The organism is Aquicoccus porphyridii (assembly GCF_008369105.1).
In the GTDB taxonomy this organism is placed as follows: Bacteria; Pseudomonadota; Alphaproteobacteria; order Rhodobacterales; family Rhodobacteraceae; genus Aquicoccus; species Aquicoccus porphyridii.
Map to the genome: position 1 here is coordinate 36,026 of NZ_VINQ01000001.1, position 25,222 is coordinate 61,247.

General features: G+C 64.2%; 26 protein-coding genes and 1 pseudogene. 16 read left to right on the forward strand and 11 right to left on the reverse strand.

From position 1 onward, the window contains the following. Positions 1-68 precede the first annotated feature (68 nt). Positions 69-380 carry an FtsB family cell division protein gene (locus FLO80_RS00185; RefSeq protein ID WP_111362330.1) on the reverse strand — a complete coding sequence of 104 codons (312 nt, stop codon included), beginning with the start codon at positions 378-380 and terminating at the stop codon, positions 69-71. A 148-nt stretch (positions 381-528) separates the two neighbouring features. On the opposite strand from FLO80_RS00185, the gene FLO80_RS00190 reads away from it, so the two are divergent. The 8 genes from FLO80_RS00190 to FLO80_RS00225 all read left to right on the forward strand — a co-directional run bounded on the left by FLO80_RS00190 (position 529) and on the right by FLO80_RS00225 (position 8,872). Further along, entirely contained in the window at positions 529-2,151 is a 1,623-nt protein-coding gene (locus tag FLO80_RS00190; protein WP_111362329.1) for an acyl-CoA dehydrogenase family protein, read from the forward strand. Continuing rightward, entirely contained in the window at positions 2,148-2,597 is a 450-nt protein-coding gene (locus FLO80_RS00195) for a PaaI family thioesterase (RefSeq protein ID WP_111362328.1), read from the forward strand. The genes FLO80_RS00190 and FLO80_RS00195 overlap by 4 nt, the downstream gene beginning before the upstream one ends. Positions 2,598-2,705: 108 nt before the next feature. Beyond that, positions 2,706-3,647: an ACP S-malonyltransferase gene (fabD, locus tag FLO80_RS00200; protein ID WP_111362327.1), complete on the forward strand. Its 942-nt coding sequence runs from the start codon at positions 2,706-2,708 to the stop codon at positions 3,645-3,647. 74 nt (positions 3,648-3,721) lie between these two features. Next, the gene (fabG, locus tag FLO80_RS00205) at positions 3,722-4,459 is read left to right on the forward strand and encodes a 3-oxoacyl-[acyl-carrier-protein] reductase (RefSeq protein ID WP_111362326.1); all 738 of its coding nucleotides are present in this window, start codon (positions 3,722-3,724) and stop codon (positions 4,457-4,459) included. 177 nt (positions 4,460-4,636) lie between these two features. Then, positions 4,637-5,221, forward strand: a complete 585-nt coding sequence (locus tag FLO80_RS00210) for a TetR family transcriptional regulator (protein WP_111362325.1) — start codon at positions 4,637-4,639, stop codon at positions 5,219-5,221. A gap of 253 nt (positions 5,222-5,474) precedes the next feature. Continuing rightward, on the forward strand, positions 5,475-6,443 hold the full coding sequence (locus tag FLO80_RS00215; RefSeq protein ID WP_111362324.1) for an NAD(P)-dependent oxidoreductase: 969 nt from the start codon (positions 5,475-5,477) through the stop codon (positions 6,441-6,443). A gap of 73 nt (positions 6,444-6,516) precedes the next feature. Continuing rightward, a complete protein-coding gene (locus FLO80_RS00220; RefSeq protein WP_111362323.1) occupies positions 6,517-7,665 on the forward strand; it encodes a TauD/TfdA family dioxygenase in 1,149 nt (382 codons plus the stop codon). 316 nt (positions 7,666-7,981) lie between these two features. After that, positions 7,982-8,872, forward strand: coding sequence for a LysR substrate-binding domain-containing protein (locus FLO80_RS00225; protein WP_111362322.1), 891 nt, complete (start codon positions 7,982-7,984; stop codon positions 8,870-8,872). A gap of 52 nt (positions 8,873-8,924) precedes the next feature. Here the strand turns inward: FLO80_RS00225 and FLO80_RS00230 are convergent, their stop codons facing one another. After that, positions 8,925-10,517, reverse strand: coding sequence for an FMN-binding glutamate synthase family protein (locus FLO80_RS00230; protein ID WP_111362321.1), 1,593 nt, complete (start codon positions 10,515-10,517; stop codon positions 8,925-8,927). A 388-nt stretch (positions 10,518-10,905) separates the two neighbouring features. Here FLO80_RS00230 and FLO80_RS00235 point away from each other — a divergent pair, with 388 nt between their 5' ends. The 5 genes from FLO80_RS00235 (at position 10,906) to FLO80_RS00255 (ending at position 15,476) form a co-directional block, all read left to right on the forward strand. Next, on the forward strand, positions 10,906-11,139 hold the full coding sequence (locus FLO80_RS00235; RefSeq protein ID WP_111362320.1) for an acyl carrier protein: 234 nt from the start codon (positions 10,906-10,908) through the stop codon (positions 11,137-11,139). 196 nt (positions 11,140-11,335) lie between these two features. Continuing rightward, entirely contained in the window at positions 11,336-12,079 is a 744-nt protein-coding gene (locus tag FLO80_RS00240; RefSeq protein ID WP_111362319.1) for a 1-(5-phosphoribosyl)-5-[(5-phosphoribosylamino)methylideneamino]imidazole-4-carboxamide isomerase, read from the forward strand. A 104-nt stretch (positions 12,080-12,183) separates the two neighbouring features. After that, positions 12,184-13,440, forward strand: a complete 1,257-nt coding sequence (gene fabF, locus FLO80_RS00245; RefSeq protein WP_111362318.1) for a beta-ketoacyl-ACP synthase II — start codon at positions 12,184-12,186, stop codon at positions 13,438-13,440. A 4-nt stretch (positions 13,441-13,444) separates the two neighbouring features. Further along, entirely contained in the window at positions 13,445-14,599 is a 1,155-nt protein-coding gene (gene mltG, locus FLO80_RS00250) for an endolytic transglycosylase MltG (protein ID WP_111362317.1), read from the forward strand. A gap of 292 nt (positions 14,600-14,891) precedes the next feature. Then, entirely contained in the window at positions 14,892-15,476 is a 585-nt protein-coding gene (locus FLO80_RS00255; protein WP_111362316.1) for an HNH endonuclease, read from the forward strand. Between the two features lie 26 nt (positions 15,477-15,502). On the opposite strand, the gene FLO80_RS00260 is transcribed toward FLO80_RS00255, so the two are convergent. From FLO80_RS00260 to FLO80_RS00275, 4 genes are all read right to left on the reverse strand, one after another. After that, the gene (locus tag FLO80_RS00260) at positions 15,503-16,621 is read right to left on the reverse strand and encodes a flagellar motor switch protein FliG (protein ID WP_439328698.1); all 1,119 of its coding nucleotides are present in this window, start codon (positions 16,619-16,621) and stop codon (positions 15,503-15,505) included. 158 nt (positions 16,622-16,779) lie between these two features. Beyond that, positions 16,780-16,938, reverse strand: a complete 159-nt coding sequence (locus FLO80_RS23115; protein ID WP_246156487.1) for a chitin binding peritrophin-A domain-containing protein — start codon at positions 16,936-16,938, stop codon at positions 16,780-16,782. Positions 16,939-17,175: 237 nt separating this feature from the next. Further along, complete coding sequence (gene purB / locus FLO80_RS00270; RefSeq protein WP_111362314.1) at positions 17,176-18,480, reverse strand: adenylosuccinate lyase; 1,305 nt, start codon at positions 18,478-18,480, stop codon at positions 17,176-17,178. 177 nt (positions 18,481-18,657) lie between these two features. Beyond that, positions 18,658-18,912: a DUF6455 family protein gene (locus FLO80_RS00275; protein ID WP_111362313.1), complete on the reverse strand. Its 255-nt coding sequence runs from the start codon at positions 18,910-18,912 to the stop codon at positions 18,658-18,660. Positions 18,913-19,081: 169 nt separating this feature from the next. On the opposite strand from FLO80_RS00275, the gene FLO80_RS00280 reads away from it, so the two are divergent. After that, entirely contained in the window at positions 19,082-19,699 is a 618-nt protein-coding gene (locus tag FLO80_RS00280; RefSeq protein WP_111362312.1) for a biotin transporter BioY, read from the forward strand. Between the two features lie 114 nt (positions 19,700-19,813). On the opposite strand, the gene FLO80_RS23120 is transcribed toward FLO80_RS00280, so the two are convergent. The 3 genes and pseudogenes from FLO80_RS23120 to FLO80_RS00290 form a co-directional block, all read right to left on the reverse strand. Continuing rightward, a complete protein-coding gene (locus tag FLO80_RS23120; RefSeq protein ID WP_111362311.1) occupies positions 19,814-20,020 on the reverse strand; it encodes a hypothetical protein in 207 nt (68 codons plus the stop codon). A 43-nt stretch (positions 20,021-20,063) separates the two neighbouring features. Beyond that, positions 20,064-20,144 (reverse strand): annotated as a pseudogene (locus FLO80_RS24450) (hypothetical protein); the annotation flags it as partial. A gap of 51 nt (positions 20,145-20,195) precedes the next feature. After that, entirely contained in the window at positions 20,196-21,419 is a 1,224-nt protein-coding gene (locus FLO80_RS00290; RefSeq protein WP_111362310.1) for a bifunctional alpha/beta hydrolase/OsmC family protein, read from the reverse strand. Between the two features lie 192 nt (positions 21,420-21,611). Between FLO80_RS00290 and FLO80_RS00295 the strand changes: the two genes are divergently transcribed. After that, complete coding sequence (locus tag FLO80_RS00295) at positions 21,612-22,352, forward strand: heme-dependent oxidative N-demethylase family protein (RefSeq protein WP_111362309.1); 741 nt, start codon at positions 21,612-21,614, stop codon at positions 22,350-22,352. 6 nt (positions 22,353-22,358) lie between these two features. Here the strand turns inward: FLO80_RS00295 and FLO80_RS00300 are convergent, their stop codons facing one another. Then, positions 22,359-23,180, reverse strand: coding sequence for a lytic murein transglycosylase (locus tag FLO80_RS00300; protein WP_246156489.1), 822 nt, complete (start codon positions 23,178-23,180; stop codon positions 22,359-22,361). A 145-nt stretch (positions 23,181-23,325) separates the two neighbouring features. Between FLO80_RS00300 and FLO80_RS00305 the strand changes: the two genes are divergently transcribed. Next, positions 23,326-23,874, forward strand: a complete 549-nt coding sequence (locus tag FLO80_RS00305) for a gamma carbonic anhydrase family protein (protein WP_111362308.1) — start codon at positions 23,326-23,328, stop codon at positions 23,872-23,874. Between the two features lie 45 nt (positions 23,875-23,919). On the opposite strand, the gene FLO80_RS00310 is transcribed toward FLO80_RS00305, so the two are convergent. Next, positions 23,920-25,020, reverse strand: a complete 1,101-nt coding sequence (locus FLO80_RS00310; protein ID WP_111362307.1) for a hypothetical protein — start codon at positions 25,018-25,020, stop codon at positions 23,920-23,922. Positions 25,021-25,222: the final 202 nt, after the last annotated feature.

Here is a 25,222-nt window from a genome sequence, read left to right on the forward strand (position 1 = left end):
ACATTCGGCCCGGGTGGCGGGTGAAGTCAACCACGGTGCCACCCCCGGTGCCCGCGCCGTTCCGCGGGTCAGCGGATCACGATCTCGTCGGCGCGGATGAAGCCCAGAACGCTGCGCGCCTGTTCATCGAGCAGGTCGAGATCGAGATAGGTGTCCGAAAGCCGCCGGGTCAGGTTTTCCATCCGCGCGACCTGGGCTTCGAGCGTGGCAAGCCGTTTTTCGAGTTCCGACGCCTCGGCCGTGATCTCGGCCCGGCGGAACAAGCCGTAATCGCCCTGCACGGCGGCAAAGGTGAAATAGAGCCCGAGAGAAAAGGCCACGGCGAAATAGATCACGCCGCCAAGGGCGGGCCGGTATCCGGTGAGCCTGCGTAGTGCCATGTCCTGCCTGTCTTTGTTCACTCTGCCCGCCGCCCGGACCATCCTGCCCGTGACGCAAGGAAACAGTGCCACAGGCGATTCGGATTGTGAATCCCCCTTTTGCGAGACCGGGCGATTTGCGAGGATCGGGGCAAAGGGAGAGACCACAATGACACATTCACCCCCGATCGGAGACCTTGCCACCCACGAGGTGACGAACCAGCCGCCCGCCCGCGACATGGCCGACCTTTGGACCTCGGACCCGATCTTGCGCCACTATGCCGGGGCGAACGGCGCCGATCAGGCGGCGCTCTCCGCCTATGGCGCGCACATGGGCAGCGCCGAGATGCGCGCAGCCGGGCGCGAGGCCAACCGCGTGCCGCCCGAACTGCTGAGCTTCGACCGCGCCGGGCGGCGGCTTGACGAGGTGAAGTTCCATCCCGCCTATCACGATCTGATGACGGCGGGGTTGCAGGCGGGGTTCTCGGCCGCGCCGTGGGAAGAGGCAACCCCGGCAGGTCACACCGCCCATGCCGCGATGTGTTACATGACCTCCCAGGTTGAGCCGGGCGTGACCTGCCCGATGGTCATGACCTATGCCGCCGTTCCCGCGCTCGGGGCCGATCCGGCGCTGGCGGCGGAGTGGGTGCCAAAGCTCACGGCGCGCGATTACGACACCGCCCGCGCGCCCGTCGGCGAGAAACGCGCGGTCACGCTGGGCATGGCGATGACCGAGAAACAGGGCGGATCGGACGTGCGCGCCAACACCACGCGGGCGGTGCGGTCGGGCGATCACTACCGGCTCAGCGGGCATAAATGGTTCTGCTCGGCGCCGATGTCCGACGGGTTCCTGACACTGGCACAGACCGAGGAGGGATTGACCTGTTTCCTCGTGCCGCGCTGGCTCGATGGCGAACGCAACCCGATCCACCTGATGCGATTGAAGGACAAGCTCGGCAACCGGGCCAATGCCTCCTCGGAGATCGAGTATCACGATACGCTGGCCTACCGGCTGGGTGACGAGGGGCAGGGGGTCAAGACCATCATCGAGATGGTGCATCACACGCGGCTTTCGACCTCGGTCGCGCCTGCCGGGCTGATGCGTGGCGCGCTTTCAGAGGCGAAATACTGGGTCGAGGGGCGCAGCGCCTTTCAACGCCGCCTGATCGACCAGCCGATGATGCGCGCCGTTCTGGCCGATCTGGCGCTCGATCTCGAGGGCACAACGGCGCTGGCGTTCCGCGTGGCGCGCGCCTTTGACGCGGGCACGCGCGAGGAACGCGCCTTTGCCCGCATCGCCGTGGCGCTGGCCAAGTTCCTCGGCAACAAGCTGGCCCCCAACGTGATCTACGAGGCGATGGAGTGCCTTGGCGGCATGGGCTATGTCGAGGACACGCCACTGCCGATGCTGTTTCGCGAAAGCCCGCTCAACTCGATCTGGGAAGGCTCGGGCAACGTGATCTGCCTTGACGTGATGCGCGCGCTGGCCCGCGACGACGCGGCGCGCGAGGCGGTGATGGCCGAACTCTCGGGTGTGAGGGGCGAGAACCCGGCCTATGACGCGGCGTTCTCGGCGCATCTCGACCGCTGGCCCGCATTGCCCGACGAGGGCGAGGCGCGTTGGTTCACCGAGAGCCTGGCATCGCTTCTGACCGCGAACGTCCTGATCCGGCAGGCCCCGGCGGCGGTGGCCGACGGTTACGCCGCGACGCGGCTGGGCCGCCCGCGCGGGCGGGTTTACGGCGCGGTGACCGGGCTCGATACGCAGGCCATCCTGGAGCGGCTCGGATGAGCCTCGCAACCTATGGCGATTACGCCACCCGCACCCGCGAGAGTTTCGCACGCCAGCCCGCGATGCGCATGATGGGGATCTCGATGGACGATATCGCCCCGGGCGAGGTCTGGTTGTCGATGCCGTTCAACCCCGATTTCACCCAGCAACACGGCTTCATGCATGCCGGCGCGATCATCTCGGGGCTGGATACGGCCGCCGGGTTCGCGGCCTATTCGGTGATGCCCGAAGAGGCCGGGGTGCTGACGGTGGAACTCAAGACCTCGCTGATGCGCCCCGGCAAGGGGCAGCGGTTCAACTTTCATGCCCGGGTGCTGAAGCCGGGGCGCACGATCCTCTTTACCGAGGCCGTGGCCACCGCGATCGACGGCGAGAAAGAGCACGAGATTGCCCGGCTGACCGCCACGATGATGGCGGTGCAGGGGCGCGACGATGTGCAAGGGTAGGGTGCGGGCCCGGTGCCGGGTGGGTGTGCCGGGGGATGTGAAGGACCGTTGCGCCGATCCGGCGGGCACGGTATTCCGGCGCAAAGTTGATGAGAACGGGAGAACCAGATGAGCCGCGCATTCGTATTTCCGGGGCAGGGGGCGCAAACCATCGGCATGGGGCGCGCGCTGGCCGATGCCTATCCGGCGGCGCGGGCCGTGTTCGACGAGGTGGACGATGCACTGGGCGAGGCGTTGAGCACGTTGATCTGGGAGGGCGAGCAAGACGCCCTGACGCTGACGCAGAACGCACAGCCCGCGCTGATGGCGACATCGCTGGCGGCGATGCGCGCGCTTGAGGCCGAGGGTGTGAAGATCACGGATGCGGCCTTCGTGGCCGGTCATTCGCTGGGCGAATATTCGGCGCTGGCCGCCACGGGCGCGCTGAGCGTGGCCGACACCGCGCGGCTCTTGCGGATACGCGGGCAGGCGATGCAGGCGGCGGTGCCGGTGGGCGTGGGCGCGATGGCGGCCCTTCTGGGGCTCGATCTCGAAACGGTCAAGGCCGTCGCCGAAGAGGCGGCGCAGGGCGAGGTTTGCCAGGCCGCCAATGACAACGACCCCGCGCAGGTGGTGGTGTCGGGGCACAAGGCGGCGGTCGAACGCGCGGTCGACCTGGCCAAGGGGCGGGGCGCGAAACGCGCGGTCCTGCTGCCGGTCAGCGCGCCGTTTCACTGTGCCCTGATGCAGCCCGCGGCGGATGCCATGCAAGAGGCGCTGGCCGGGGTCGAGATCGCCGCGCCGTCGGTGCCGGTGGTGGCCAATGTCCTCGCCGCACCGGTGAGCGATCCGGGCGAGATCGGCAAGCTGTTGGTGGCGCAGGTCACGGGCGCGGTGCGCTGGCGCGAGTCGGTGGCCTTCATGGGCGGCGCGGGCGTGCGCGAGATCTGGGAGATCGGCGCAGGCAAGGCGCTCTCCGGCATGATCCGCCGCATCGACCGCGAGATCGCCACCCGCCCGGTGGGCACGCCGGACGAAGTCACGGCGGCGGTGGAGAGCCTGAAGGGCTGAACCGGGGCCGGGAAATTGAATTTCTAGTCATGTTCCTCGCAAGGGAACCTGGCGTTGGGAAGAAGGGATACTGCATGTTCGATCTGACGGGAAAATGCGCGCTGATCACCGGCGCGTCGGGGGGTATCGGCGGGGCGATTGCCCGGGCGCTGCACGGCGCGGGCGCCACGGTGGGCCTGTCGGGCACGCGCGAGGCGCCGCTTCGCGATCTGGCCGGGGAGTTGGGCGAGCGGGCGCATGTGCTGCCCTGCAACCTGTCGGATGCGCAAGCGGTCGACGCGCTGCCGAAACAGGCGATCGCGGCGATGGGCGCGGTCGATATCCTGGTCAACAACGCGGGCATCACCCGCGACCAGATATTCATGCGCATGTCGGACGAGGAATGGCAGTCGGTCATCGACGTGAACCTGACCGCCACGATGCGGCTCTGCCGGGGCGTGATGCGCCCGATGATGAAGGCGCGCTGGGGCCGGATCGTCAACATCTCGTCCATCGTCGGCGCGACGGGCAACCCGGGCCAGGTCAATTATGCCGCCTCCAAGGCGGGCATGGTGGGCATGACCAAATCCATCGCCTACGAGGTGGCCAGCCGCGGCATCACCGCCAACGCGGTCGCGCCCGGTTTCATCGCCACCGCCATGACCGAGGGTCTGAGCGACGATCAGAAGGCGGCGATCAACGTCAAGATCCCGGCCGCGCGCATGGGCACGCCGGAGGAGATCGCGGCGGCGGTGCTCTACCTTGCCAGCCCCGAAGCGGGCTATGTCACCGGCGCGACCCTGCATGTGAATGGCGGCATGGCGATGCTCTGATCCCGGGCGAACTCCCGGTCGAACCTTGGGAAAAGGGCGCGCGGATCGACACCTGCGCGCCTTTTTTGCCACCTGCCCGCGGGCCCGTGAAAATAATCATGGGCGACGCGAATCACTTGTTGTAGAATCGCAATACAAGAAATCGGCAATGACCCGAATAACACCAGCGAGGCAGGCATGGGACGAAAGGCAGGATTCACCGATCAGTCGGTATTTGCGGCAATGGCAAGCGGGATCGCGGATGGCGTGATGCCGGGGATCAAGGACATCTCCCGGGCGTCGCGCGTGTCGATCGGCTCGCTCTATCACCGGTTCGGCTCTTACGAGGGGCTGCTGGCCGAGACATGGGCCTGGTCGGAAGGCGCCTATCTGCGCGGCGTGGTTTCGCATCTGCACAACACGCAGGGCGTTCGGGGCGGGCTGCGCGCGGCGCTTTACATGCCGCGCTTTGCCCGCAAGGAAACCACCGCCGCCCCGGTCCTGATCAGCGGCCAGCGCGCGGTTCTGCGCCACGCCGCGCTTGCCCAGGACACGCGCACGCGGGCTTCGGATATCCTCGAGGGGATCGACACGGCATTGACCGGGTTCGCGCAACGCTATGGGCTGCGCCGCGACGAGGCCGAGCTTGCATTGATCGAATACCCGCGAACCGTGGTCGCGGTGCAACTGGGGCATGGCGGGCTTGACGGTTCGGCGGATGCCTTGGTGCGGGCCGCCTTCTGGGCCACGATCAACGCGCAGCAACAGCAAAAGGCAGCCTGAGCCAATTCGACACACGGCCATGACAGGCGCGCGGTCCGTGGCCGCCCATGGCATCGGAGCCGACCCGCTCTGGCCTTGAGCCGGGGCCTCTCTCCTTTGCCAGTGACCCCAACTCAAACCCGACCCGTTCTGGCCCCTGCGATCTCCGCAGGTGCTTCAAATAAATTGGTGCCTCAGGACGAAAAGCTATCGTTTCCAACCGGCAAAAGACTGCGCCAGACTTTGACGAAACGGTCAAGGGAAGGCGCGGCACATGCAGGTGGGATTCATCGGTCTGGGCAATGTCGGCGGCAAGCTGGCAGGCAGCGTGCTGCGAAACGGGTATGACCTGTGCGTTTTCGATCTCGACGCGGCGCGCATGGGCGATTTTGTCGCCCGTGGGGCCAGTGCCGCGCGCGATCCGGCTGACCTGATGCGCCGGTGCGACACCGTCATCACCTGCCTGCCTTCGCCGGCCGCCTCTGCCGCCGTGGTCGAGGCGATGTTGCCGGAAATCGACGAGACCAAGATCTGGTTGGAAATGTCGACCACCGACGCGACCGAGATCAAGCGGCTGGCCGGGCTTGTTTCGGCCCGTGGCGGGGTCGCGGTCGAATGCCCGGTTTCGGGCGGGTGCCACCGGGCGGACACCGCCAATATCTCGATCTTCGCGGGCTGCGATCGCGCCACGTTCGAGCGCGTGTTGCCGCTTCTGACGACCCTCGGGCGACGGGTGCTGCATACCGGGGAGATCGGCACCGCCTCGGTCCTCAAGGTGATGACCAACTATCTCGCCACCGCCAACCTGCTCACCTGTTGCGAGGCGCTGGTCACGATGAAGGCGGCGGGCATGGACCTGAACACCGCCTACGAGGCGATGAAGATCAGTTCCGGCACCTCCTTCGTGCACGAGACCGAAAGCCAGGTCATCCTCAACGGATCGCGCGACATTTCGTTCACCATGGACCTCGTGAAAAAGGATGTGGGCCTGTTCCAGGACATTGCCCAGGAGGCGGGCGTGCCGCTCGAGATCAGCCCGCTCTTGCTGCGCATCTTCGAGGACGGGATCGCGCGCTATGGCGCGCGGGAATTATCACCCAACATCATTCGCCGCCTCGAAGATGCGACCGGGCTGCAGATCAACGCCCCCGGCTTTCCCGCCGAGATGGTCGACGACGAGCCGGAAGAGCCGGGATACGAGGTGATCCCGACCGGCCTGTCAAAGCCGCTTCTGGCGACATGACACGGGGGTGGGGCGGCGACGATGACGCCCCATCCCGCAAACCCAAACCCACGAGCAAAAGGAACAATGCAAGATGACGGAACCCTCCGTGGACCTTCGGGAAAATGGCATGGTGGTCGCGCTGCCGGGCGGCGCGGCCTATTTCAATTACTACTGGCTCAGGGATGCGAGCCTCGACTGTTTCGACCCGCAAACGCTGGAACGCGTGTTCGACTGTTCCGCCCTGCCGACGCCACCGCGCGCCAGTACGGCCCGGATCGAGGGCGAGATGCTGGTCATCGCGTGGCAGGGAGAGGGGCAGGTGAGCGAGGTTCCGCTCGCCCTGCTGCGCGAGGTGCAGGAGACGGGGCGCCCGGTCGACCCGGCGGCACTGCCGCGCAAGCTCTGGTATGGCGATCACCTGCCCGAGATCCTGCGCATTTCGCAACAGGCGGTGCTGACATCCGACGCGGGGCGCGCCACGCTGACCCGTGCGCTGATCGAAGAGGGGATCGCCTTTGTCACCGACATGGCCGGGGATGACGACAGCCTGCCGCGCCTCGTGAATGCCATCGGACCGATCACCCCGTCGGCAGAGGGGCTGTTCTTTGACGTGCGGGTCGAGATCGCGCCGACCAACCTTGCCTTCACCGCCGGGCCGCTCGAGATGCACACCGACCTGCCGGGCGAGGAAACCGCCCCGGGCGTGCAGTTCCTGCATTGCATGGCCAACACGGTCGAGGGCGGGCAGTCGCTCTTTCTCGACGGCGCGGCGGCGGCCATGGCGCTCAAGGCCGAAGACCCCGAGGCGTTCGAGCTGCTGGCGGGGTATGACATCCCGTTCTTCTACCGCCACGACAACTGGGATTACCGCGCCCATCAACGGGTGATCGAAACCGATGTCGATGGCGCGGTCACGGGCGTCACCATCTCGCAGCATCTTCAGGATTACATGGACCTGCCCCAGTCGCTGCTCGATCGCTATTACCCGGCCTTTGTGCGGTTCATCCGCATGATGCAGGAGGATCGCTTCGTCATCCGCTACCGCTCACAGCCCGGAACCTGCGTGGTGTTCGACAACCACCGCATCGTCCATGGTCGCGAAGGTTACGTGGCCGACAGCGGTCACCGGCACCTGCGCGGCTGCTACACCGACCGTGGCGCGCTGCGCAGCACCTACCGCGTGCTCGCCCGGCGCGGCTTTACCGGGGCCGCCGCCGAGGGCGACAGGGTGGTGGCGTGATGCGATTGACCATCAAGGTTTGACATCTGCCGCGGCGGGGCTTCGTCCCGCCGCGGTGTGCGTCGTGCGGGCGAGGTGCCGTCCGGGTGGGTAGCGCGCGCCACATTAACCGGAGTCCGGCCCATTTACGCCGCGTTGCGGCGGTGTACGCTTTGCAGCCGGGCAACAGCCGGGGATCACCCCCCGGTTTTTGGGCCGGAAATCGCGTTAACCCCACCGCGCGCTGCAAAAGGGAATTCACCCGTTCCCGCGAACGCGCTATGCGTTGACGCGTTGAGACCCCCGCCGACGCGCCCGTTCGCATGAAGGACCGAGCATGACCCAGCTGCCCCACGTCACCTGGCTGCGCGCATTCGAGGCGGCGGCACGACACAGCTCCTTCAGCGCCGCAGCGGCCGAGCTGGCCCTCACCCCGGCGGCGGTGAGCCAGCAGATAAGGCTTTTGGAACAGCACCTTAACGCCCGCCTGTTCCACCGTCTGCCGCGCGGGGTCGAACTCACCGATCTCGGCCAGGCCTATGCGCAGCCGATCCGCAAATCCTTTCGCGACATGCAATCGGCGACCGACGGGTTGTTCCGGGTGCCGCGCCGCAAGACCCTGCGCGTGCGCGCCTCGATCTCCTACGGGGCGCTGGTGCTGGCGCCGCAGATGATCGCCTTTCGCGCACTCAACCCCGATATCGACATCCAGCTATCCACCGCCGTCTGGTCCGACCGCATGGACGACAACGCCATCGACGTCGACATCCGCCAAGGCACCGGCGACTGGCCGGAAACGCGGATCTGGCCGCTCGGCTCGGAATGGGGCAGCGTGGTGTGTCACCCGGATTTCGCCGCCTCTTTCGAGGGCGGGCCGACCATCGCGGCGCTGGCGGCCTCCGACGTGGTTCAGGTCACCGGCTCCGAAGACGATTGGGTTCGTCTTTCGGCGCGGTTCGACCTCGATCTGCCGGCCCCCGCGCAACGGTTCAAGGCCGACTCGTCGCTGATGGCGTTGCAGATGCTGGCCAGCGGCCAGGGCTGTGCGATCATCATGCGCCGGTTTGCACAGCGTTACCTCGACCAGGGGTTGCTGGTGTCGCCGCTGCCGTATGAATTGCCAATGGACAAGGGGTTTTACCTCGTTGCGCGGGAAGACACCAAACGCTCGGCCGAGATCGAACGGTTCCGGGCATGGCTCACGTCAACTGTCGAGGCCGGCGAATAACGGCTGGCTCAGGAACGGCGCGCCTGCGGGTCGCCGGGCGTTCACGGGCATGTCAGGCCGCGAAATCGAAGCTGTCGGCGCGGGCGCGGTCCCAATATTTGGCAAATGCGGGGTGACTTACCGTGCCGGTGCGCAATTCGCCCGGTTCAAGCCACAGGTACTGGCTCGCAGCCGAGCGCACCTCGCGGCTGTTGACCCGGATCATCAGGTGATGCGGCGTAAAGTCCTGCGGGGTATGCAGGCCCGAGGATTCCACGGCCTCTTTCAATGCGATCATCGTGTTGCGGTGAAAATTGGCGACGCGCTGGTATTTGTCGGCCACCACCAGCGCGCGGTAACGGCCCGGGTCCTGCGAGGTCACACCGGTGGGGCACTTGCCCGAATGGCAGACCTGCGCCTGGATGCAGCCCACCGCGAACATGAAGCCACGCGCCATGTTGCAGCCATCGGCCCCGAGCGCGAACATCCGGCACAGATCGAAGGCGCTGATCAGCTTGCCCGACACGATGAGCTTGATTCGGTCACGCAAGTCCATGCCCACAAGCGTGTTATGCACCAGCATCAGCCCCTCGCGGATGGGCGCGCCCTTGTGATCGGCAAACTCGGCCGGCGCCGCGCCGGTGCCGCCTTCTGCCCCGTCGATGGTGATGAAATCGGGCGCGATACCGGTGGCATCGAACGCCTTGGCCATGGCAAAAAACTCCCACGGGTGGCCGACGCAGAGCTTGATCCCGACGGGTTTTCCGCCCGAGAGATCCCGCAGTTGCGCGATGAACCGGCACAGCTCTTCCGGGGTGGTGAACTCCGAATGGCCCGGTGGGCTGATGCAATCCTGACCCACGGCAACACCGCGCGCCTCGGCGATGGCTTCGGTCACCTTGGCGCCGGGAAGGATGCCGCCATGGCCGGGCTTGGCGCCCTGGCTCAGCTTGATCTCGATCATCTTGACCTGATCGTCGGCGGCGGTTTCGGCGAACCTGTCGGGGTTGAAGGCTCCTTCGGACGTGCAGCAGCCGAAATAGCCCGAGCCGATCTGCCAGATCAGATCGCCGCCATGCTTGCGATGAAACCGCGAGATCGAGCCTTCGCCGGTGGTATGGGCAAAACCGCCCAGCTTGGCCCCCCAGTTCAGCGATTCAATCGCATGGGGCGACAGCGCCCCATAGGACATGCCCGAGATATTGAGCGGTGAGGCGTCATAGGGTTGTTTGCAATCCGGCCCGCCGATCGTCACGCGGAAATCATGACTGTCCAGATGCGTGGGGGCCATGGAATGGTTGATCCACTCGTGCCCGATCTCGTTCACATTGCGCAGCGTGCCGAACGGGCGCAGCCCCTCGATACCCTTGGCGCGGCGATAGACAAGCGCGCGTTGTTCGCGCGAATAGGGGGTCTCCTCGTGGTCGCTTTCTAGGAAATACTGGCGAATCTCGGGGCGAAAATGCTCGAACAGGAAGCGCAGCCGCGCCGAGATCGGATAGTTCTTGAGCACCGCGCGCCGGGTCTGGAACAGATCGTGAAGCCCTATGATCGAGACGATCCCCGCAAGCCCCGCGAGCAGCCCCCCAAAAAAGGGCAACCAGACCGCAAGGATAATACCGGCAAGCGTGAGGGCAAGGCAGGCTATGAGCGGAATGTAACGCAACGGCCCCTCCCAAGATGACAATCACGAAATCAATTAATGCAACCAGTGCAGGGATAGGCTGGCCTTTTTTGGCATTCGGATCAAGCCCGGTGATCCGCGTGGGGGCATGCGTGGTCATCGGGGGGCGAGATGTGCCGATGCAGCCATTGGCCCTTGATGAGGGGGCGCGAAAGCGTTTGCGTTCGTGTTTGCATATGCTATAGGCGGCGCAGATTCACTTCGTGTCTCCGTTGAAACGGGGGCGGATCGGGTCCGTTCCGGCCTCTCCGGCAGGCGGGGCTGATACGGATCTGGACAGTTCCGACAGCGGGACACCATGGAACCGACGACCCCGAGGGGCGAGGGCAAGAACCGGGCCGCGAGGCCCTGAACTTATGAGGACTAAGACATGAGCGACGTCGCTGACCGCGTGAAGAAAATCGTTGTGGAGCACCTTGGGGTGGAAGAGGACAAGGTTGTCGAGAACGCTTCGTTCATTGACGATCTTGGTGCTGACAGCCTCGACACGGTCGAGCTGGTCATGGCCTTCGAGGAAGAGTTCGGGATCGAGATTCCGGATGACGCCGCCGAGACCATCCAGACCTTTGGCGATGCGGTGAAGTTCATTTCCGACGCCGCCTGATCCATTATCGGACAGATCGACAATAAGGGCCCCTGCCGGATCGGTGGGGGCTTTTTCATATCCTCTCGCCCGCAAGACCAGGCAGGCGGGCGGTTTCGGACGGCAATTGGTCGATTCGAAGCGAGTGGCCAAATGTGTTAGGTTTAAGGTCGGGCGAAGCTTGCACGCCCAGGCATTAATCCCGAGGACACCCGCCATGATCATTTACCCCACGATGGAACTTCAGGACGGCAAATGCGTCACGCTGCACCGCGGGCGTCTCGAAGAGCCGGCCATTTACCATGTCGATCCGGTCGAAACGGCGATCGGCTGGAGCGAGACCGGGGCGGAGTGGATTCATGTGACCGATTTCGATGCCGTGGCGGGCAACGGCAACAATGATGCGCTGATCGAAGAGATCATCTTGCGCGCGCACGCGCCGGTGCAACTGGCCGGGGGATTCCGGTCGCGTGAGCGGGTCGAAAGCTGGATCGACCGCGGGGCCGGGCGGATCGTGCTGGGAACGCTGCCGACGCGCGATCCCGATACGGTCAAGTTCCTGGCGGATCGACACCCGGACCAGATCGTTCTGGCGGTGGATATCCGCGAGGGAAAGCTGATGACTGATGGCTGGACCACGCCGTCGGCGATTGCGCCCGAGGATTTCCTCGCGTCTTATGCATCAAGTCCGCTGGCCGGTATTCTGATCACCGATATCGACAGCGATATAGACGAACCCGATGCGAGCCTTGGCGTGCTGACCGGTCTGGCCGGGCAGACGCGGCATCCGGTCATTGCCAGCGGTATCGTGCGTGGGCTCGACGATATCTCGCGGTTGAAATACGTGCCCAACATTGCCGGGGCCCTGGTCGGTCGGGCGCTTTTCGCGCGCGATGTCGATCTGGCCGAGGTGCTCGACATTGCGAAACCGGAGCCTGGCGAAACGGCTCGGTTCATCTGACGCGCGCGGCGGCGAATTCTGCCAAGGCGGGCCGTGGCTCTTGCCGAGATTGTTCAAGCCGCGTAAACAGCGGCGAATGAATTCGTTTGAGGAAGGGCAGTCTCATGCGTCGAGTGGTTGTCACCGGATTGGGGCTTGTCACCCCGCTGGCGTCGGGGGTCGAGGAAAGCTGGAGTCGTATTCTGGCCGGGCAATCGGGGGCGGGCAAGATCACCGCATTCGATACGTCGCGTGTGACCACCGATTATGCCTGCGAGGTCAGGCATGGTGACGGCAGCGACGGCACGTTCAACGGCGATGCCTATTGCGAGGCCAAGGAGCGGCGCAAGATCGACGATTTCATCCTTTACGGGATCGCCGCCGCGGACCAGGCCGTGAGGGATGCCGGGTGGATGCCCGAGGACGAGGATAGTCGCCTGCGCACCGGCGTCATGATCGGATCGGGCATCGGCGGGTTGAAAAGCATCGAGGCGACGACCCTTCTGATGGCCGAGAAGGGGCCACGGCGGGTATCGCCTTTCTTCATTCCCGGGGCGTTGATCAACCTGATTTCGGGTCAGGTAAGCATCCGTTACGGCTTCAAGGGACCGAACCATGCGGTGGTGACGGCCTGTTCGACCGGCGCGCACGCGATCGGGGACGCGACGCGGTTGATCAAGTACGGTGATGCCGACGTGATGATTGCGGGCGGGGCCGAGGCGGCGATCTGTGAGATCGGGATTGCCGGGTTCAATGCCTGCAAGGCGCTGTCGACCAAGCGCAGCGATGATCCGGCGGCGGCGAGCCGCCCCTATGATGCCGACCGCGACGGGTTCGTGATGGGCGAGGGTGCGGGGGTTGTCGTGCTGGAGGAATACGAGCATGCCAAGGCACGCGGCGCGACCATCTATGCCGAAGTCGCAGGCTATGGCCTGTCGGGTGATGCCTATCACATCACCGCGCCGAGCGAGGATGGCGATGGCGGGTTCCGCTCGATGACGGCGGCGCTCAAGGATGCGGGGCTTGAACCCTCGGCACTCGACTATATCAATGCGCATGGCACCTCGACCATGGCCGATGTGATCGAACTGGCCGCGGTTGAGCGCCTGTTGGGCGAAGCGGTGGGGAAGGTCACGATGTCATCGACCAAGTCGATGACCGGGCATCTTCTGGGGGCGGCCGGCGCGATCGAGGCGATCTTCTCGATCCTTGCCATTCGCGACCAGGTGGCACCGCCCACCATCAACTTGGACAATCCGGCGGTGGAAACATCCATTGACCTGGCGCCCAATGCCAAACGTGAGCGCGAGATCTCCGTGGCGCTATCCAACAGTTTCGGGTTCGGCGGCACCAACGCCAGCGTGATCTTCAGAAAGGTCTGATCTCATGTGGCGACATATCGCCTCGAACGCGATTACACTCTTGATCGTGGGGATTTTCCTGCTGGGCGGTGTGATCCTGTGGGGACAGAACCAATATGTGGCCGAGGGGCCATTGGATGAGCGGATCTGTCTGCGGGTCGAGCGGGGCAGCAATGTCACCCGCGTGTCGCACACATTGGAGGACGAGGGTGCAATCACGTCGGGTACGATCTTTCGACTGGGAATGGATTATGCCGACAAGACCGCGCAGCTCAAGGCGGGGAGTTTTCTGGTGCCCGAGGGGGCGTCGATGGCCGAGATCGCCGATATCATCACTCGTGGTGGGGCATCGACCTGTGGCACCGAGGTGGTCTACCGGATCGGGGTGACGCAAGCGACGGTGCAGGTGCGCGAGCTCGATCCCGCGACCAGCCGTTTCGTGGAACAGGCCAGCTTTGACCCTTCGGCAGACGAGCCGCCTGCGCAGTTCGTCGAGATGCATGCACGCCCCGATACGCGCTATCGCGTGGCGCTGGCCGAAGGGGTGACAAGCTGGCAGGTGGTGGATGTGCTGGGGCGGGTCGATGTGCTGGAGGGCGAGATCGACAAGATTCCGGCCGAGGGCAGCCTTGCGCCCGACAGTTACGAGGTACAGGTCGGCGATGAGCGTGCCGATCTGATTGCGCGGATGACGGCCGCGCAGGAAGAGATCCTGACTGCTGCCTGGCAGAACCGGGTTGAGGGATTGCCGATCGAGACGCCCGAAGAGGCGCTGATCCTGGCGTCGATCATCGAGAAGGAGACCGGGGTGCCGGAGGAGCGCCGCCAGGTGGCGAGCGTGTTCGTCAACCGGCTCAACCGGGGCATGCGGCTTCAAACCGACCCGACGGTGATTTATGGTCTCACCGAGGGGCAGGGCGTGCTGGGTCGCGGCTTGCGGCAAAGCGAGCTGCGCGCCGAGACGCCATGGAACACCTATGTGATCGAAGGTTTGCCGCCGACACCGATTGCCAATCCGGGCCGGGCGAGCATTGAGGCGGCGCTGAACCCGGATCAGACGAATTATGTCTTTTTCGTTGCTGATGGCTCGGGCGGTCATGCCTTTGCCGAGACGCTCGAAGAGCATAACGCGAATGTCCGCAGGTGGCGCGAGATCGAGGCGCAGCGCAATTCGGACTGATCCCGGCACGGGCAGGCCCGCGCAAAAGAATGCGATTCTGCCCGCGCATCAGGATTGCGCGAGCGCTCGAACAGTAGCTGGCGCGCTGGCGTGGAACCTTGATCAGATGATTGTTGCGCGGGTTCAGGGGCTTGCCTCGTGATTTGCGATTGTCATGCCGCTGTTGCATCATCGGATTATCCCTTGGGCGACGACCCGATATCGTGGGGCTTGCAGGGTTCCTTCCACGATATATAGTGGATGTATTGACAGGGGCGGATGGCAACGCCCGCAGAGTTCGGGCGGTAAGGACATGGATGGAGATTTCAGAAGCGAATTCGTGAGGCAACCCGGCGCGCTCAAGCAGTTTCCGGCGCTGGTGCTGAATGCCGACTATCGGCCCTTGTCCTATTATCCGCTGAGCCTCTGGCCGTGGCAGGAGGCGGTCAAGGCGGCCTGGCTGGACCGGGTGGATATCGTGGCGGAATATGACCATGTGGTCCGGTCGCCCAGTATCGAGATCAGGGTGCCCTCGGTCGTGGTTCTGAAAGATTACATCAAACCAATGAAGCGCGTGGCCTTCACGCGCTTCAATCTTTTTCTGCGGGATGAATTCTGCTGTCAGTATTGCGGGGCAAAGGGCGACCTGACCTTTGATCACGTCGTGCCGCGCGCCGCGGGCGGGGTGACCAGTTGGGAAAACGTCGTCGCGGCCTGTAGCAGTTGCAATCTCAGGAAGGGGTCGAAAAGCCTGCGCCAGGCGCGGATGAGCCTGCAAAAGCCGCCGCGTATGCCCGGCGCCGAAGAATTGCGCAATCTGGGCCGAAAGTTTCCGCCCGGCCACCTGCATGAAAGCTGGCTGGATTTCCTTTACTGGGATGCCGAACTGGACGCCTGAGCCTTTATTGGGCGGGGAAAGCGGCCTCAGCCGTTCACCGCGTTATCCTCGTCCTCGGCTGTTATGAACGTAATGTCGCCCGCAACCCCGAGTGCCCGGATTGCGCCGACCAGCTCGTTCATCGCCGCCTCGCCCTCTTTCGGTTTGACGCGACCGGTCTCGTCGATTTCCTCCTGCAAGGTTTCGGCCATGCGCTTGGGGATATTGGCAAGGATGAATTCGGCGGTGTCGGCCAGATCGCCACCCGCGGTGCGCGCATGGGCCAGCGCCATGACAAGGCGCGGCTGCTCGATCTCGCGGACGGTGCGCGGGATGTCGACCGGGGCGACCCGGGCGGGGATATGGGCAAAGGTGAAGATCGCCTTGCGCAGCTTTTGCGAGAATACCGCGTCATCCTCGTCCAGTCCGGTCAGCACCTCGTCACGGGTGTCGGCCGGTGAAATGTTGAGAATCGCGCCCAGCCGCGCCACCGGGTCCTCGTCGAAGGCGAGGGTGGGCCGGGTCTGGAACTCGGCGGCGAGCGAGAGGCCGATGCGGTCGACGGTATCGGGCCGGACATTGCCGGTGAGGGTGATCGCATAGGTGATGCGGCGTGCCTGAGCGCCCGGCAGACGGTGGAGAAGCTCGGCCGCCGTGGCAACGGGAAGCTTCGACAGGAGAACGGCCGAAACTTCGGTGCTCTCGCGGGTCAGGATGGGAAGCAGCGCACCGATCTCCTGTGCCCGGATCAGGGCCCAGGGGTCGCCGATCTGGCGCACCCCGGCTTCCTTGCGCAGGCGCGCGGCGGTCTGGGGCGAGATCCGGCCGTCGAGCGCGGTCAGCGCCCCGGCCAGATCGCCGGGAAAGATCAATCCCATCCGGTCAAGCTCATCCGCGAATTCGGTGATGACCGCGGCCAGCGTGTCACGATCGACATAGCGCATCGCGCCGATTTGCTGGGTCAAGGCGGATTGCAGATCGTCAGGCAACGCGGCGATCGGGATATCCGCGCCTTCCTGTATCAGGAATCTCACGATGATCGCGGCCTTTTGCCGTCGCGTTAGCAGCGGGGCCGTCGGCTTCACGGGGCGTGAGGTTCGACCAAGAGAATCGGACCCGGCCCCGGTCGCGGGACCCGGCGGGGCAAGCGGTGTCAGATCGGTCATCGGCATATCACGGTCCGCTGCGGTCGCATCATCCGTGAGATTAGGGGCGAACCGGTAAAGAAATGCTGAAACGCCAGCGGTTTCACGGCGCGCTGACGGTTCTATGCACGACGATTCACAAGCCTACCCAAGGGGCGGTCTTGAAATCGGGCGCCTGGTCAGCTCGTGGTTTGGGGCACGCAGCTTCCGGTTTCAGGATTGTAGACCGAGCCTTCGGCGCAGGTCATGGCCTGATCGTGGCTGTTCGAACACATGGCCGAGGCGAGGCCGGGCGCAAGAACAAGCGCAACGACGGCGAGCGTGAGTTTCCTTTTCATGCTGGTATCCTTTCCCGCTGATCGCAAAAGGCTAACATGACAGGCTTGTCTCATCGATCACGAAACTGTGAGCCGCGTCCACCCCGGATGCATACTGGTCTCTTTCTTGGCGAAAAAATACTCGAATCCTACCTGTACGAATGCATATCGCGATCCATAAGGGCCTGCTTGTCCAGGTTTGTTCCGGGCCGAGCGCAGCGAGGCCCCCGGGCGACGGCAGCGCCGGCGCAAGTCCTGCTAACTGCCGAACACCCGGCGAAAGATCGTGTCGACATGCTTGGTGTGATAGCCAAGGTCGAACTTCTCGTCGATCTCGTCCTCGGTAAGGGCCGCGCGCACTTCGTCGTCCTTGAGCAGCTCTTCACGGAAATCCGCGCCTTCTTCCCAGACCTTCATCGCGTTGCGCTGAACAAGACGATAGGCGTCCTCGCGGCTCACGCCGACCTGGGTCAACGCAAGCAGCACGCGCTGGCTCATCACCAGACCCTTGAACTTGTCCATGTTGGCACGCATGGCGTCGGGGTAGACCACGAGCTTTTCAATCACGCCCGCCAGCCGGTTCAGTGCGAAATCGAGCGTCACGGTGGCGTCCGGGCCGATGCCGCGTTCGACCGAGGAATGCGAGATGTCGCGTTCATGCCAGAGCGCCACGTTCTCCATCGCGGGGATGACCGTCATGCGCACCAGCCGCGCCAGCCCGGTGAGGTTCTCTGTCAACACCGGGTTGCGTTTGTGTGGCATCGCCGAACTGCCCTTTTGGCCCTTGGAAAAGAATTCCTCGGCTTCCAGAACCTCGGTGCGCTGCATGTGGCGGATCTCGATGGCGATATTCTCGATCGAACTGGCGATCACGCCCAGCGTGGCAAAGAACATCGCGTGGCGGTCGCGTGGAATGACCTGGGTCGAGATCGGTTCGGGGCGCAAGCCCAGTTTGGCGCAGACATGCTCTTCGACCGCGGGATCGATATTCGCGAATGTGCCGACCGCGCCGGAAATCGCGCCGGTGGCGATCTCCCAGCGGGCCTTTTCGAGGCGGTTCCGGTTGCGGTCCATCTCGGCATAGAACCGCGCGAAGGTCAGGCCCATCGTGGTGGGTTCGGCGTGGATGCCATGGCTGCGCCCGATGCGTACCGTGTCCTTGTGCTCATGGGCGCGTTTCTTGAGTGCGGCCAGAACCTTGTCGAGATCTGCCAGAAGGATGTCGGCGGCGCGCACCAACTGGATGTTGAGCGTGGTGTCGAGCACGTCGGAACTGGTCATGCCCTGATGGACAAAGCGCGCTTCGTCATTTCCGATGATCTCGGCGAGGTGGGTGAGGAAGGCGATCACGTCATGCTTGGTGACGGCCTCGATCTCGTCGATGCGGGCGACGTCGAATTCGACATCCTTCGCCTTCCACACGGCCTCGGCATTCGCGCGCGGGATCACACCCAGATCGGCCTGTGCGTCGCAGGCGTGGGCCTCGATCTCGTACCAGATGCGGAACTTGGTGGCGGGCTCCCAGATGGCGGTCATCTCGGGGCGGGCATAGCGGGGGATCATGGGCAGATGTCTCGCGGTTGGGATGTTTGGCGCGGTCATAGACTGGGCGCGCCGCGATCACAAGGCGGCGGGGTGGCTGTGATCGAACAGGACTGGCCAATGCGCCCTGCGGAACTCATCGTTCCAGAGGGGGCGCAAGCGCCGGTGTGGTGGGCCGTTGCTGCCGTTGTGCTGTGATCAGGCGGTGGGCGGGTCGAGCTCGGCCTTGTTCATGCAGTAGTCGGGCGCGTGATCAAGCTGCGCGCATCGTGCCTGAAGGTCGGCGCAGCCCGCCTGATCGGTGCAGGCCGAACAGCGCAGGATCATCGCCCGAAAATCGAGCGCGGCCTGATCCGGGTTGCGCAGGATCGGGTTCGCGATATCCGCGCCCAGACGGGTGGCCATGCCGTGTACGAGATCGGCGCTTTGCGAAATTTTGGAAAAAAGCCCCATTGTTCCCTCCGAAATGGTGGGCCGGTCTGCGGATGGCAACGCCGGTCCCGATGTCCCTGTGTGCCCGTCATGCCCGGTCGGCACCTTGATTTGGGTCAAGTCAGGCGGCCGTGCGGTGTGAATTGGGGCTTGCGCGGTGCATGATGCCGGTGCAGAAAAATGCCACGACATGCAATTCATCAAGGAGGACGAGAGATTGGCCATTGCAGAAAAACGCCCGGTTCTGGTTGAGGCGCTGGGATTCACACGCGGTTATGCCACATCGGCAAGGGATCTGGCATTGATCGTGGCGGGGGTTGGCGCGCTTGTACTGGCGGCGAATATCCGGGTGCCGATGTGGCCGGTGCCGGTCACGATGCAGACGCTGGCGGTGCTGATGATCGGGGCGGGCTATGGTCTGCGGCTCGGGCTTGTCACCGTGCTGGCCTATCTGGCGCTTGGCGCGGCAGGCGTGGCGGTGTTCGCGGGCGAGAGCGCGGGACTGGCCTATATGGCGGGGCCGACCGGCGGTTATCTCGTCGGCTTTGTCGTGGCGGCGGGGCTGATGGCGGCGCTGGCGCGGCGCGGCTGGGACCGCACGGTGCTGCGCATGGGGGCTGCGATGATTCTGGGCAATGCGGCGATCTATGCCTGCGGCCTGGCCTGGATGAGCGCGCTTTTCGCCGCCGACAAAGGGATGGGCTGGGTGCTGCAATATGGCATGGTGAATTTCCTTCCCGGTGATGCGCTCAAGATCGCGCTGGCGGCGATGCTGATGCCGCTTTTGTGGCGCGCAGTGAAACGCTGACAGCGGTCGCATCGGCGACAGTTTTGCGCCCGGCCGGAAAGGTCGGGCGTTTTTCATGCGACCGTCAGGGGCCTGTCATACGGATGCACGGATCACTTCGCATTCCCAGCCGTCTTAGCGCCCCACCGCGCCCGTGATCGCCGAGTCGATCATGTCGGTGACACGGTCGATGCCGTGCGGCGCGTCCTCGCGCCAGAACTGCATTCGCACCTCATCACCATGGTCGATGATCGCTTCTTCGCGGAAACCTTTCTCGGTGACGGCATCGGCAAAGGCCCGGGCGGAGGCAGTATGGGGAAAAGCGCATAAGGGTCGAGACATGGACGCAGTCGGTGAAGCCCGCGATCGGCGCTTCCCGGGCCAGTGACAGGTTCAGAAAGGTGGAGGAGGGATTGTCATCGACCCGTCCGAACCAGACACCCCAATGATTGCGCATACCGATCATGGAATGGATGTACTGCCGGGTGCGGGAAATGGAAATGCACCGGTGAGCGGGTCAGGCAGAATCGGTCAGTGTGGTGAAGATCTGCGAGCTGCGTTCGAGCGTGCGATGGACCGGACATTTGTCGGCGATTTCGAGAAGCCGCCGACGCTGATCTTCGCTCAGATCGCCGGTGAGGGTGATTTCACGGCGAAACGAGTCGATCTTTTCCGATTTCCCGGCCGAGCCCGCATCCTGAGCGTGGACCTTGTCATGGCATACATCCACCTGCACATGGTCGAGCGGCCAGCCCTTGCGGCGGGCATACATGCGGATGGTCATCGAGGTGCAGGCGCCAAGACCGGATGCCAGGAAACCGTAGGGTGACATGCCGCGATTGGTGCCGCCATAGGATTCCGGTTCATCGGCCAGCACATGATGGCGCGGGCCAGAGGTGATATCCTGCAAGAACCCACCGGGGTCGGATTCCGAGACGCGGGTGATACCTTCGGGGGCGCCGGGGGGCGGGGCGGGGTGTTTGAGCCCGAGGTAGCGCGTGGCCCAGGCGGCGATGACACCGGCGGCATATTCGGCGTCCGATGCGTCGGAAATCAGGTGGTCGGCATCATCGAGCGTGACAAAACTCTTGGGGTGCTTGGCGGCCTTGAAGATGTCGGCGGCGTTGTCGATGCCCACCACGGCATCGCGTGGCGCATGCAGGACGAGCAGCGCGCGCCCCAGGGTTTCGATGGCCCGGGCGAGATTGCGCGACGAGATGTCGTCGATGAATTCGCGGCTGATGGTGAAGGGGCGTCCGCCGAGATCGACCTTGGCCTCACCCTCGCGGCAGATCCTGTCGATCTTGTCCGAGAAATGGCGCGTGACATGGGCGGGATCGAAGGGTGCGCCAATGGTGGCGACGGCGCGCACCGATTTCATGTCACCCGCCGCAGCGAGCACCGCCGCCCCGCCCAGCGAGTGGCCGACGAGCAGGTCGGGCGCCATGTCGTTATCGGCAAGCCATGTCGCGGCGGCCTTGAGATCGGCGAGATTGGTGGCAAAGGAGGTGTTGGCGAACTCGCCCTCGGAATGGCCCAGCCCGGTGAAATCAAAGCGCAGCACCGCGATACCGGCCGCGTTGAGCCGTTGCGCAATGCGCCGGGCGGCGGGAATATCCTTGGAGCAGGTAAAGCAATGGGCAAAGAGCGCGGTGGCCAGGTGCGGCCCCGACGGTCGGTCGAGTCGCGCGGCGAGGTCATGCCCATCGTGACCGGGAAAGGTTATTTTCTCGCTGGGCATGAGGTGGTCCTTTCGGGACTGGCGGATCGGCTAGTTAAAGGGTGGGTGAGGGTCGGGCCTGGCGCAAGTCATGTTTCAGGTGAATGACGGTGCTGTGAGCAAAGGTGTCCGGCATGTGGCAGAGGTGGATTCGTGACATGATCGGGAGTTTGGGGTCTTGGCGCGGGTGTGGGAACGGGCTAGGCACAGCGCATGATCTTGCAACATACGATCCCCTATGACGTGCACGCCCCGCGCCCCTTGCCGGGGATTGCGCCGCTGGCGGCGGATGACTGGCTGCGGGTGGACGACGCCTTTGCCGAGCAGATGACCGAGCGCGAACGGCTGATTGCGGACCGGCGGGCGGCGGTCATTGCGCTGGACGAAAGCGTGCGGGCGGCGGCCGAGGAATTGCTCGACATGGTTCTGGCACAGGTTCTGGGGACGACGCTCTATGCGCGTGATGGCGACGCGGTGATCCGACCCGACGGGAGACGGGTGGAGATTGACCGGGACGATCCGATGGCCACGCTGGGGCGGCTGGTGCAGGAGGATTTTTGCATCCTCGACAAGCGCGGTGACGAGCATGTGCTGTTGGGCGCGGTGCTGTGTTTTCCGGCAAGCTGGTCCCTGGACGAGAAATTCCGCCGTCCGCTGATCGGTATTCACATCCCGGTCGAGAGCTATGATGCCAATATCGCGCGGCGGGTGCAGCGGCTGTTCGACGGGGTGCAGCCCGAGCGGCCCTTGTGGCGGTTCAATGCGCTTTGGTATGACGATCCGGCCTTGCATCAGCCCCGGCGCGAGGGCGAGCGGCGCGACCGGGTCGATCCGGCAGGGGCGGCGTTCCTGCGATCCGAGATGCAGACCGTAAGGCGGCTGCCGCAAAGCCGTGCAGTGGTGTTCGGCATTCACACCTATGTTCTGGCGCGGGCGGATGTGGAGCAGGGGTGAGGCCGCTCACCTGTCGATCTGGGTGCCCATGATCGAGAGCGATTCCTGGTAGACCGAGGCCGCGTTCCATTGCTTGAGCACGGCATAATTATGGGTGCCCTTGTGATAGGGCTGACCCGGTTTCCAGCCCTTGGCGCGCAGGTAATTGGCGGTCGAGGCCAGCGCGTCCACCTGGTTGTAGAAGTCGATCCGCCCGTCGCCATTGCCGTCGACCCCGTATTCGAGCGCGTTGCCCGGCAGGAACTGGGTATGGCCCAACTCGCCATGCTTGGCGCCCTTGGTGGTGGGGGTGACCGACCCGATATCGACCATCCTGAGCGCCCCGATGGCATGTGGGCGGAAGAAGTCCGAGCGGCGGCAGTCATAGGTCAGGGTGACGATGGCCGAGACCACGTTTGAATCGCCCATGAAGCCGCCAAAGGCCGTTTCCATGCCGTGAATCGCGATCAGAACCCCCGCCGGCACGCCATAGATGCGTTCGAGCGACTGGTAGAAGGCGGGGCTTTGCGCCTTGCGCTTGCGGCCTTGAGCGATGATCGTGTTGGCGCCGCGGACCTGCATGAATTTTTCGAGACTATAGCGAAAACTTTTCTGGTTGCGGTCGGCGGCGATGGTGCCGCTGGCATAGCGGGTCCGGGCCAGCGCCTGGAGCCCGGCGGGCCCGACGCCCGCGCGCCTGGCCTCGGTTGCGAAGGCGGTTTTCCACTGTTCGAATCCGTTGGCGGTGTTGCCGCAGGTGGCGGCGAGGGTTGGCGCCGAGAGGGCGAGGGCGGTGGAGGCGATGGCCGTGATCTTGAAAAAATTTGCAAGGCGCATAAAAAATTCCATGAGATATCCGGGATCTGTTGTTGAGCCAAGTTTAGCCGCCAATTGCCATCGTCGCAAAGACAAATGATCCCCGATGCCGTCGCGGCGCACTTGACGGGCGGGCAGGGGCACAGCAGCGTGGCGAGAGACGGATCAGAGGTGGATCATGGGCTATATCGGCAAAGAGGTGGTGCTGGACGATCCGGCGCTGGTGCACGCATCGGCGCAGCTTTATGGCAAGGTCTATATCGGGCCGGGGGCGTCGGTCTGGCCTAACGTGGTGACACGGGCCGAGATGTATGAAATCCGCATCGGGGCGCGCAGCAATGTCCAGGATTTCGTGATGATCCATGTCGGCACGTTCACGCCCACCATCGTCGGTGAGGACTGCTCGATCACCCATCACGTCACCTTGCACGGCTGCGAGATCGGCGACCGTTGCCTGATCGGGATCAACGCGACGATCATGGACGGGGCGAAGATCGGGGCCAACTCGATCGTGGCGGGGCATTCGATCGTGACCGAGAATGCGGAATTCTCGGCAAATTCGATTATTGCCGGGGTGCCGGCCAAGCAGGTCGCAACGCGCGATTGCGGGGCGAAGAACGTTGGAAATGCACGGTTTTACGAGATGAACGCCCGCAACTATGCACAGGGGCGCGACCGGTTGAGCAAGGATCAGGTTGCGCAGCTTGCCGCGATCTTCGCCGGTTGAGCGCGCAGGATCGCGAGATCCCGCGCGCCGTGCAACCATCCGGTTTCAGATGAAAGCGGCAAAAATCTGGGCGCCCAGCTGGGTTTGCGAGGTTCCCATTATGAACCCGGTCAGCGCCGCCATGCGCCCGCTGAATTCAAAGCTTTCGCGTCCGAGAACGGTGTAGGTCAGCACCGCAGCACCCAGCGGCAACGAGAAGGCGATCACCGATGCGTTCATCGAATGGATCGCGGCACGGTGCAAGAGCGGTTTTGCCTGTGCTGGCTGGGGCAGGTCGTTCTCGGGCGGGTAGAGCGCCATTCTGATCCCTGCGTTTTGCAGCCATACCTTGTCGCGTACCGGTGCCGCCCGGGGCCGGTTGCGCCGTGTGCCCGATCTGGCGCGGTCGGCATGGATGGCGGGATGGGTCGGACGAATGGGGACGGGCTTGGGCTTGGGCTCGGGTTCCACCATGGCCGCCTGAGTTGCGATGAAAGGGTCTGTCCTTCGATTGCTCCGCTCGGCGTCGTAACGTCGCGCGAGATCGTCAAAAACGTCATCGGGCATGATGTCGGTGACGGGACGAGCGGTGGCACGGACGGTATGTTCCTCTTTGCCGGGGCTGGCGGTGGCGCTGGGGGCGCAGGCCGCGTATTCCTCCATGGGTTCCTCCATGGGGACAGGGGCCGGCGTGGTTTGCGATACGTCGGTTTCGTCTTGCAGCACCTGCCAGATATGTTCGATGACCGCGTCGTAAAGATCCTCGGAGAACGCCTCGACCAGTTCGATCCGAAGGAAACGATCGGGGGGATGATGGGTTTCGACCCGCTCGACCAAGCCATCGAACACGAACTTGCGCCGTTCGAACAGTGGGCCGTCGCAGGGCATGTCCTCACGGGTGCCCACGGCGATCACGAGGCTTTCAGCATAGGGGCGCAAGGCCTCGACATGATTGAATTCCTTGGAGAAATCGCAAAATGCGAGGCATATCCGAAGCCCGGACAGGTCGAGCGTGATGAAATCGTCATACTGTGACGACACCCGCACGTCGAGCGCGGGGTTGTTTCGCAATACCTCTTCCAGCTCGGCCGCGAGGGCCGGGAAGTTGAGTTCGGACGGGGTGGCATAGCACAATGCCGCAATCGTACTGTTGGCTTTGCTCGTCATGAGGGAATCCTCCTGCCATCAGTTCTCGTTGAGTTGAACAGTCAATTAAGGGCGCATTTGGGACGAATTGTGGAATTTTGAGTGTCAATAAGGGCAGGATTGTCGCAATTGGCGCATCATTTTGCGCGGGGGCGTCCGGATTGTTGAGACGGATCGCCCTGGAATGAGCCTCTGGATTGCCCCGGCGGGGGCGTGAAATGCC

Coding starts and splice junctions, on each gene's coding strand:
- FLO80_RS00185 (WP_111362330.1), bottom strand. CDS start 380: ATGGCACTACGCAGGCTCACCGGATACCGGCCCGCCCTTGGCGGCGTG.
- FLO80_RS00190 (WP_111362329.1), top strand. CDS start 529: ATGACACATTCACCCCCGATCGGAGACCTTGCCACCCACGAGGTGACG.
- FLO80_RS00195 (WP_111362328.1), top strand. CDS start 2,148: ATGAGCCTCGCAACCTATGGCGATTACGCCACCCGCACCCGCGAGAGT.
- fabD (WP_111362327.1), top strand. CDS start 2,706: ATGAGCCGCGCATTCGTATTTCCGGGGCAGGGGGCGCAAACCATCGGC.
- fabG (WP_111362326.1), top strand. CDS start 3,722: ATGTTCGATCTGACGGGAAAATGCGCGCTGATCACCGGCGCGTCGGGG.
- FLO80_RS00210 (WP_111362325.1), top strand. CDS start 4,637: ATGGGACGAAAGGCAGGATTCACCGATCAGTCGGTATTTGCGGCAATG.
- FLO80_RS00215 (WP_111362324.1), top strand. CDS start 5,475: ATGCAGGTGGGATTCATCGGTCTGGGCAATGTCGGCGGCAAGCTGGCA.
- FLO80_RS00220 (WP_111362323.1), top strand. CDS start 6,517: ATGACGGAACCCTCCGTGGACCTTCGGGAAAATGGCATGGTGGTCGCG.
- FLO80_RS00225 (WP_111362322.1), top strand. CDS start 7,982: ATGACCCAGCTGCCCCACGTCACCTGGCTGCGCGCATTCGAGGCGGCG.
- FLO80_RS00235 (WP_111362320.1), top strand. CDS start 10,906: ATGAGCGACGTCGCTGACCGCGTGAAGAAAATCGTTGTGGAGCACCTT.
- FLO80_RS00240 (WP_111362319.1), top strand. CDS start 11,336: ATGATCATTTACCCCACGATGGAACTTCAGGACGGCAAATGCGTCACG.
- fabF (WP_111362318.1), top strand. CDS start 12,184: ATGCGTCGAGTGGTTGTCACCGGATTGGGGCTTGTCACCCCGCTGGCG.
- mltG (WP_111362317.1), top strand. CDS start 13,445: ATGTGGCGACATATCGCCTCGAACGCGATTACACTCTTGATCGTGGGG.
- FLO80_RS00255 (WP_111362316.1), top strand. CDS start 14,892: ATGGATGGAGATTTCAGAAGCGAATTCGTGAGGCAACCCGGCGCGCTC.
- FLO80_RS00260 (WP_439328698.1), bottom strand. CDS start 16,621: ATGACCGATCTGACACCGCTTGCCCCGCCGGGTCCCGCGACCGGGGCC.
- FLO80_RS23115 (WP_246156487.1), bottom strand. CDS start 16,938: ATGAAAAGGAAACTCACGCTCGCCGTCGTTGCGCTTGTTCTTGCGCCC.
- purB (WP_111362314.1), bottom strand. CDS start 18,480: ATGATCCCCCGCTATGCCCGCCCCGAGATGACCGCCATCTGGGAGCCC.
- FLO80_RS00275 (WP_111362313.1), bottom strand. CDS start 18,912: ATGGGGCTTTTTTCCAAAATTTCGCAAAGCGCCGATCTCGTACACGGC.
- FLO80_RS00280 (WP_111362312.1), top strand. CDS start 19,082: ATGCAATTCATCAAGGAGGACGAGAGATTGGCCATTGCAGAAAAACGC.
- FLO80_RS23120 (WP_111362311.1), bottom strand. CDS start 20,020: ATGTCTCGACCCTTATGCGCTTTTCCCCATACTGCCTCCGCCCGGGCC.
- FLO80_RS00290 (WP_111362310.1), bottom strand. CDS start 21,419: ATGCCCAGCGAGAAAATAACCTTTCCCGGTCACGATGGGCATGACCTC.
- FLO80_RS00295 (WP_111362309.1), top strand. CDS start 21,612: ATGATCTTGCAACATACGATCCCCTATGACGTGCACGCCCCGCGCCCC.
- FLO80_RS00300 (WP_246156489.1), bottom strand. CDS start 23,180: ATGGAATTTTTTATGCGCCTTGCAAATTTTTTCAAGATCACGGCCATC.
- FLO80_RS00305 (WP_111362308.1), top strand. CDS start 23,326: ATGGGCTATATCGGCAAAGAGGTGGTGCTGGACGATCCGGCGCTGGTG.
- FLO80_RS00310 (WP_111362307.1), bottom strand. CDS start 25,020: ATGACGAGCAAAGCCAACAGTACGATTGCGGCATTGTGCTATGCCACC.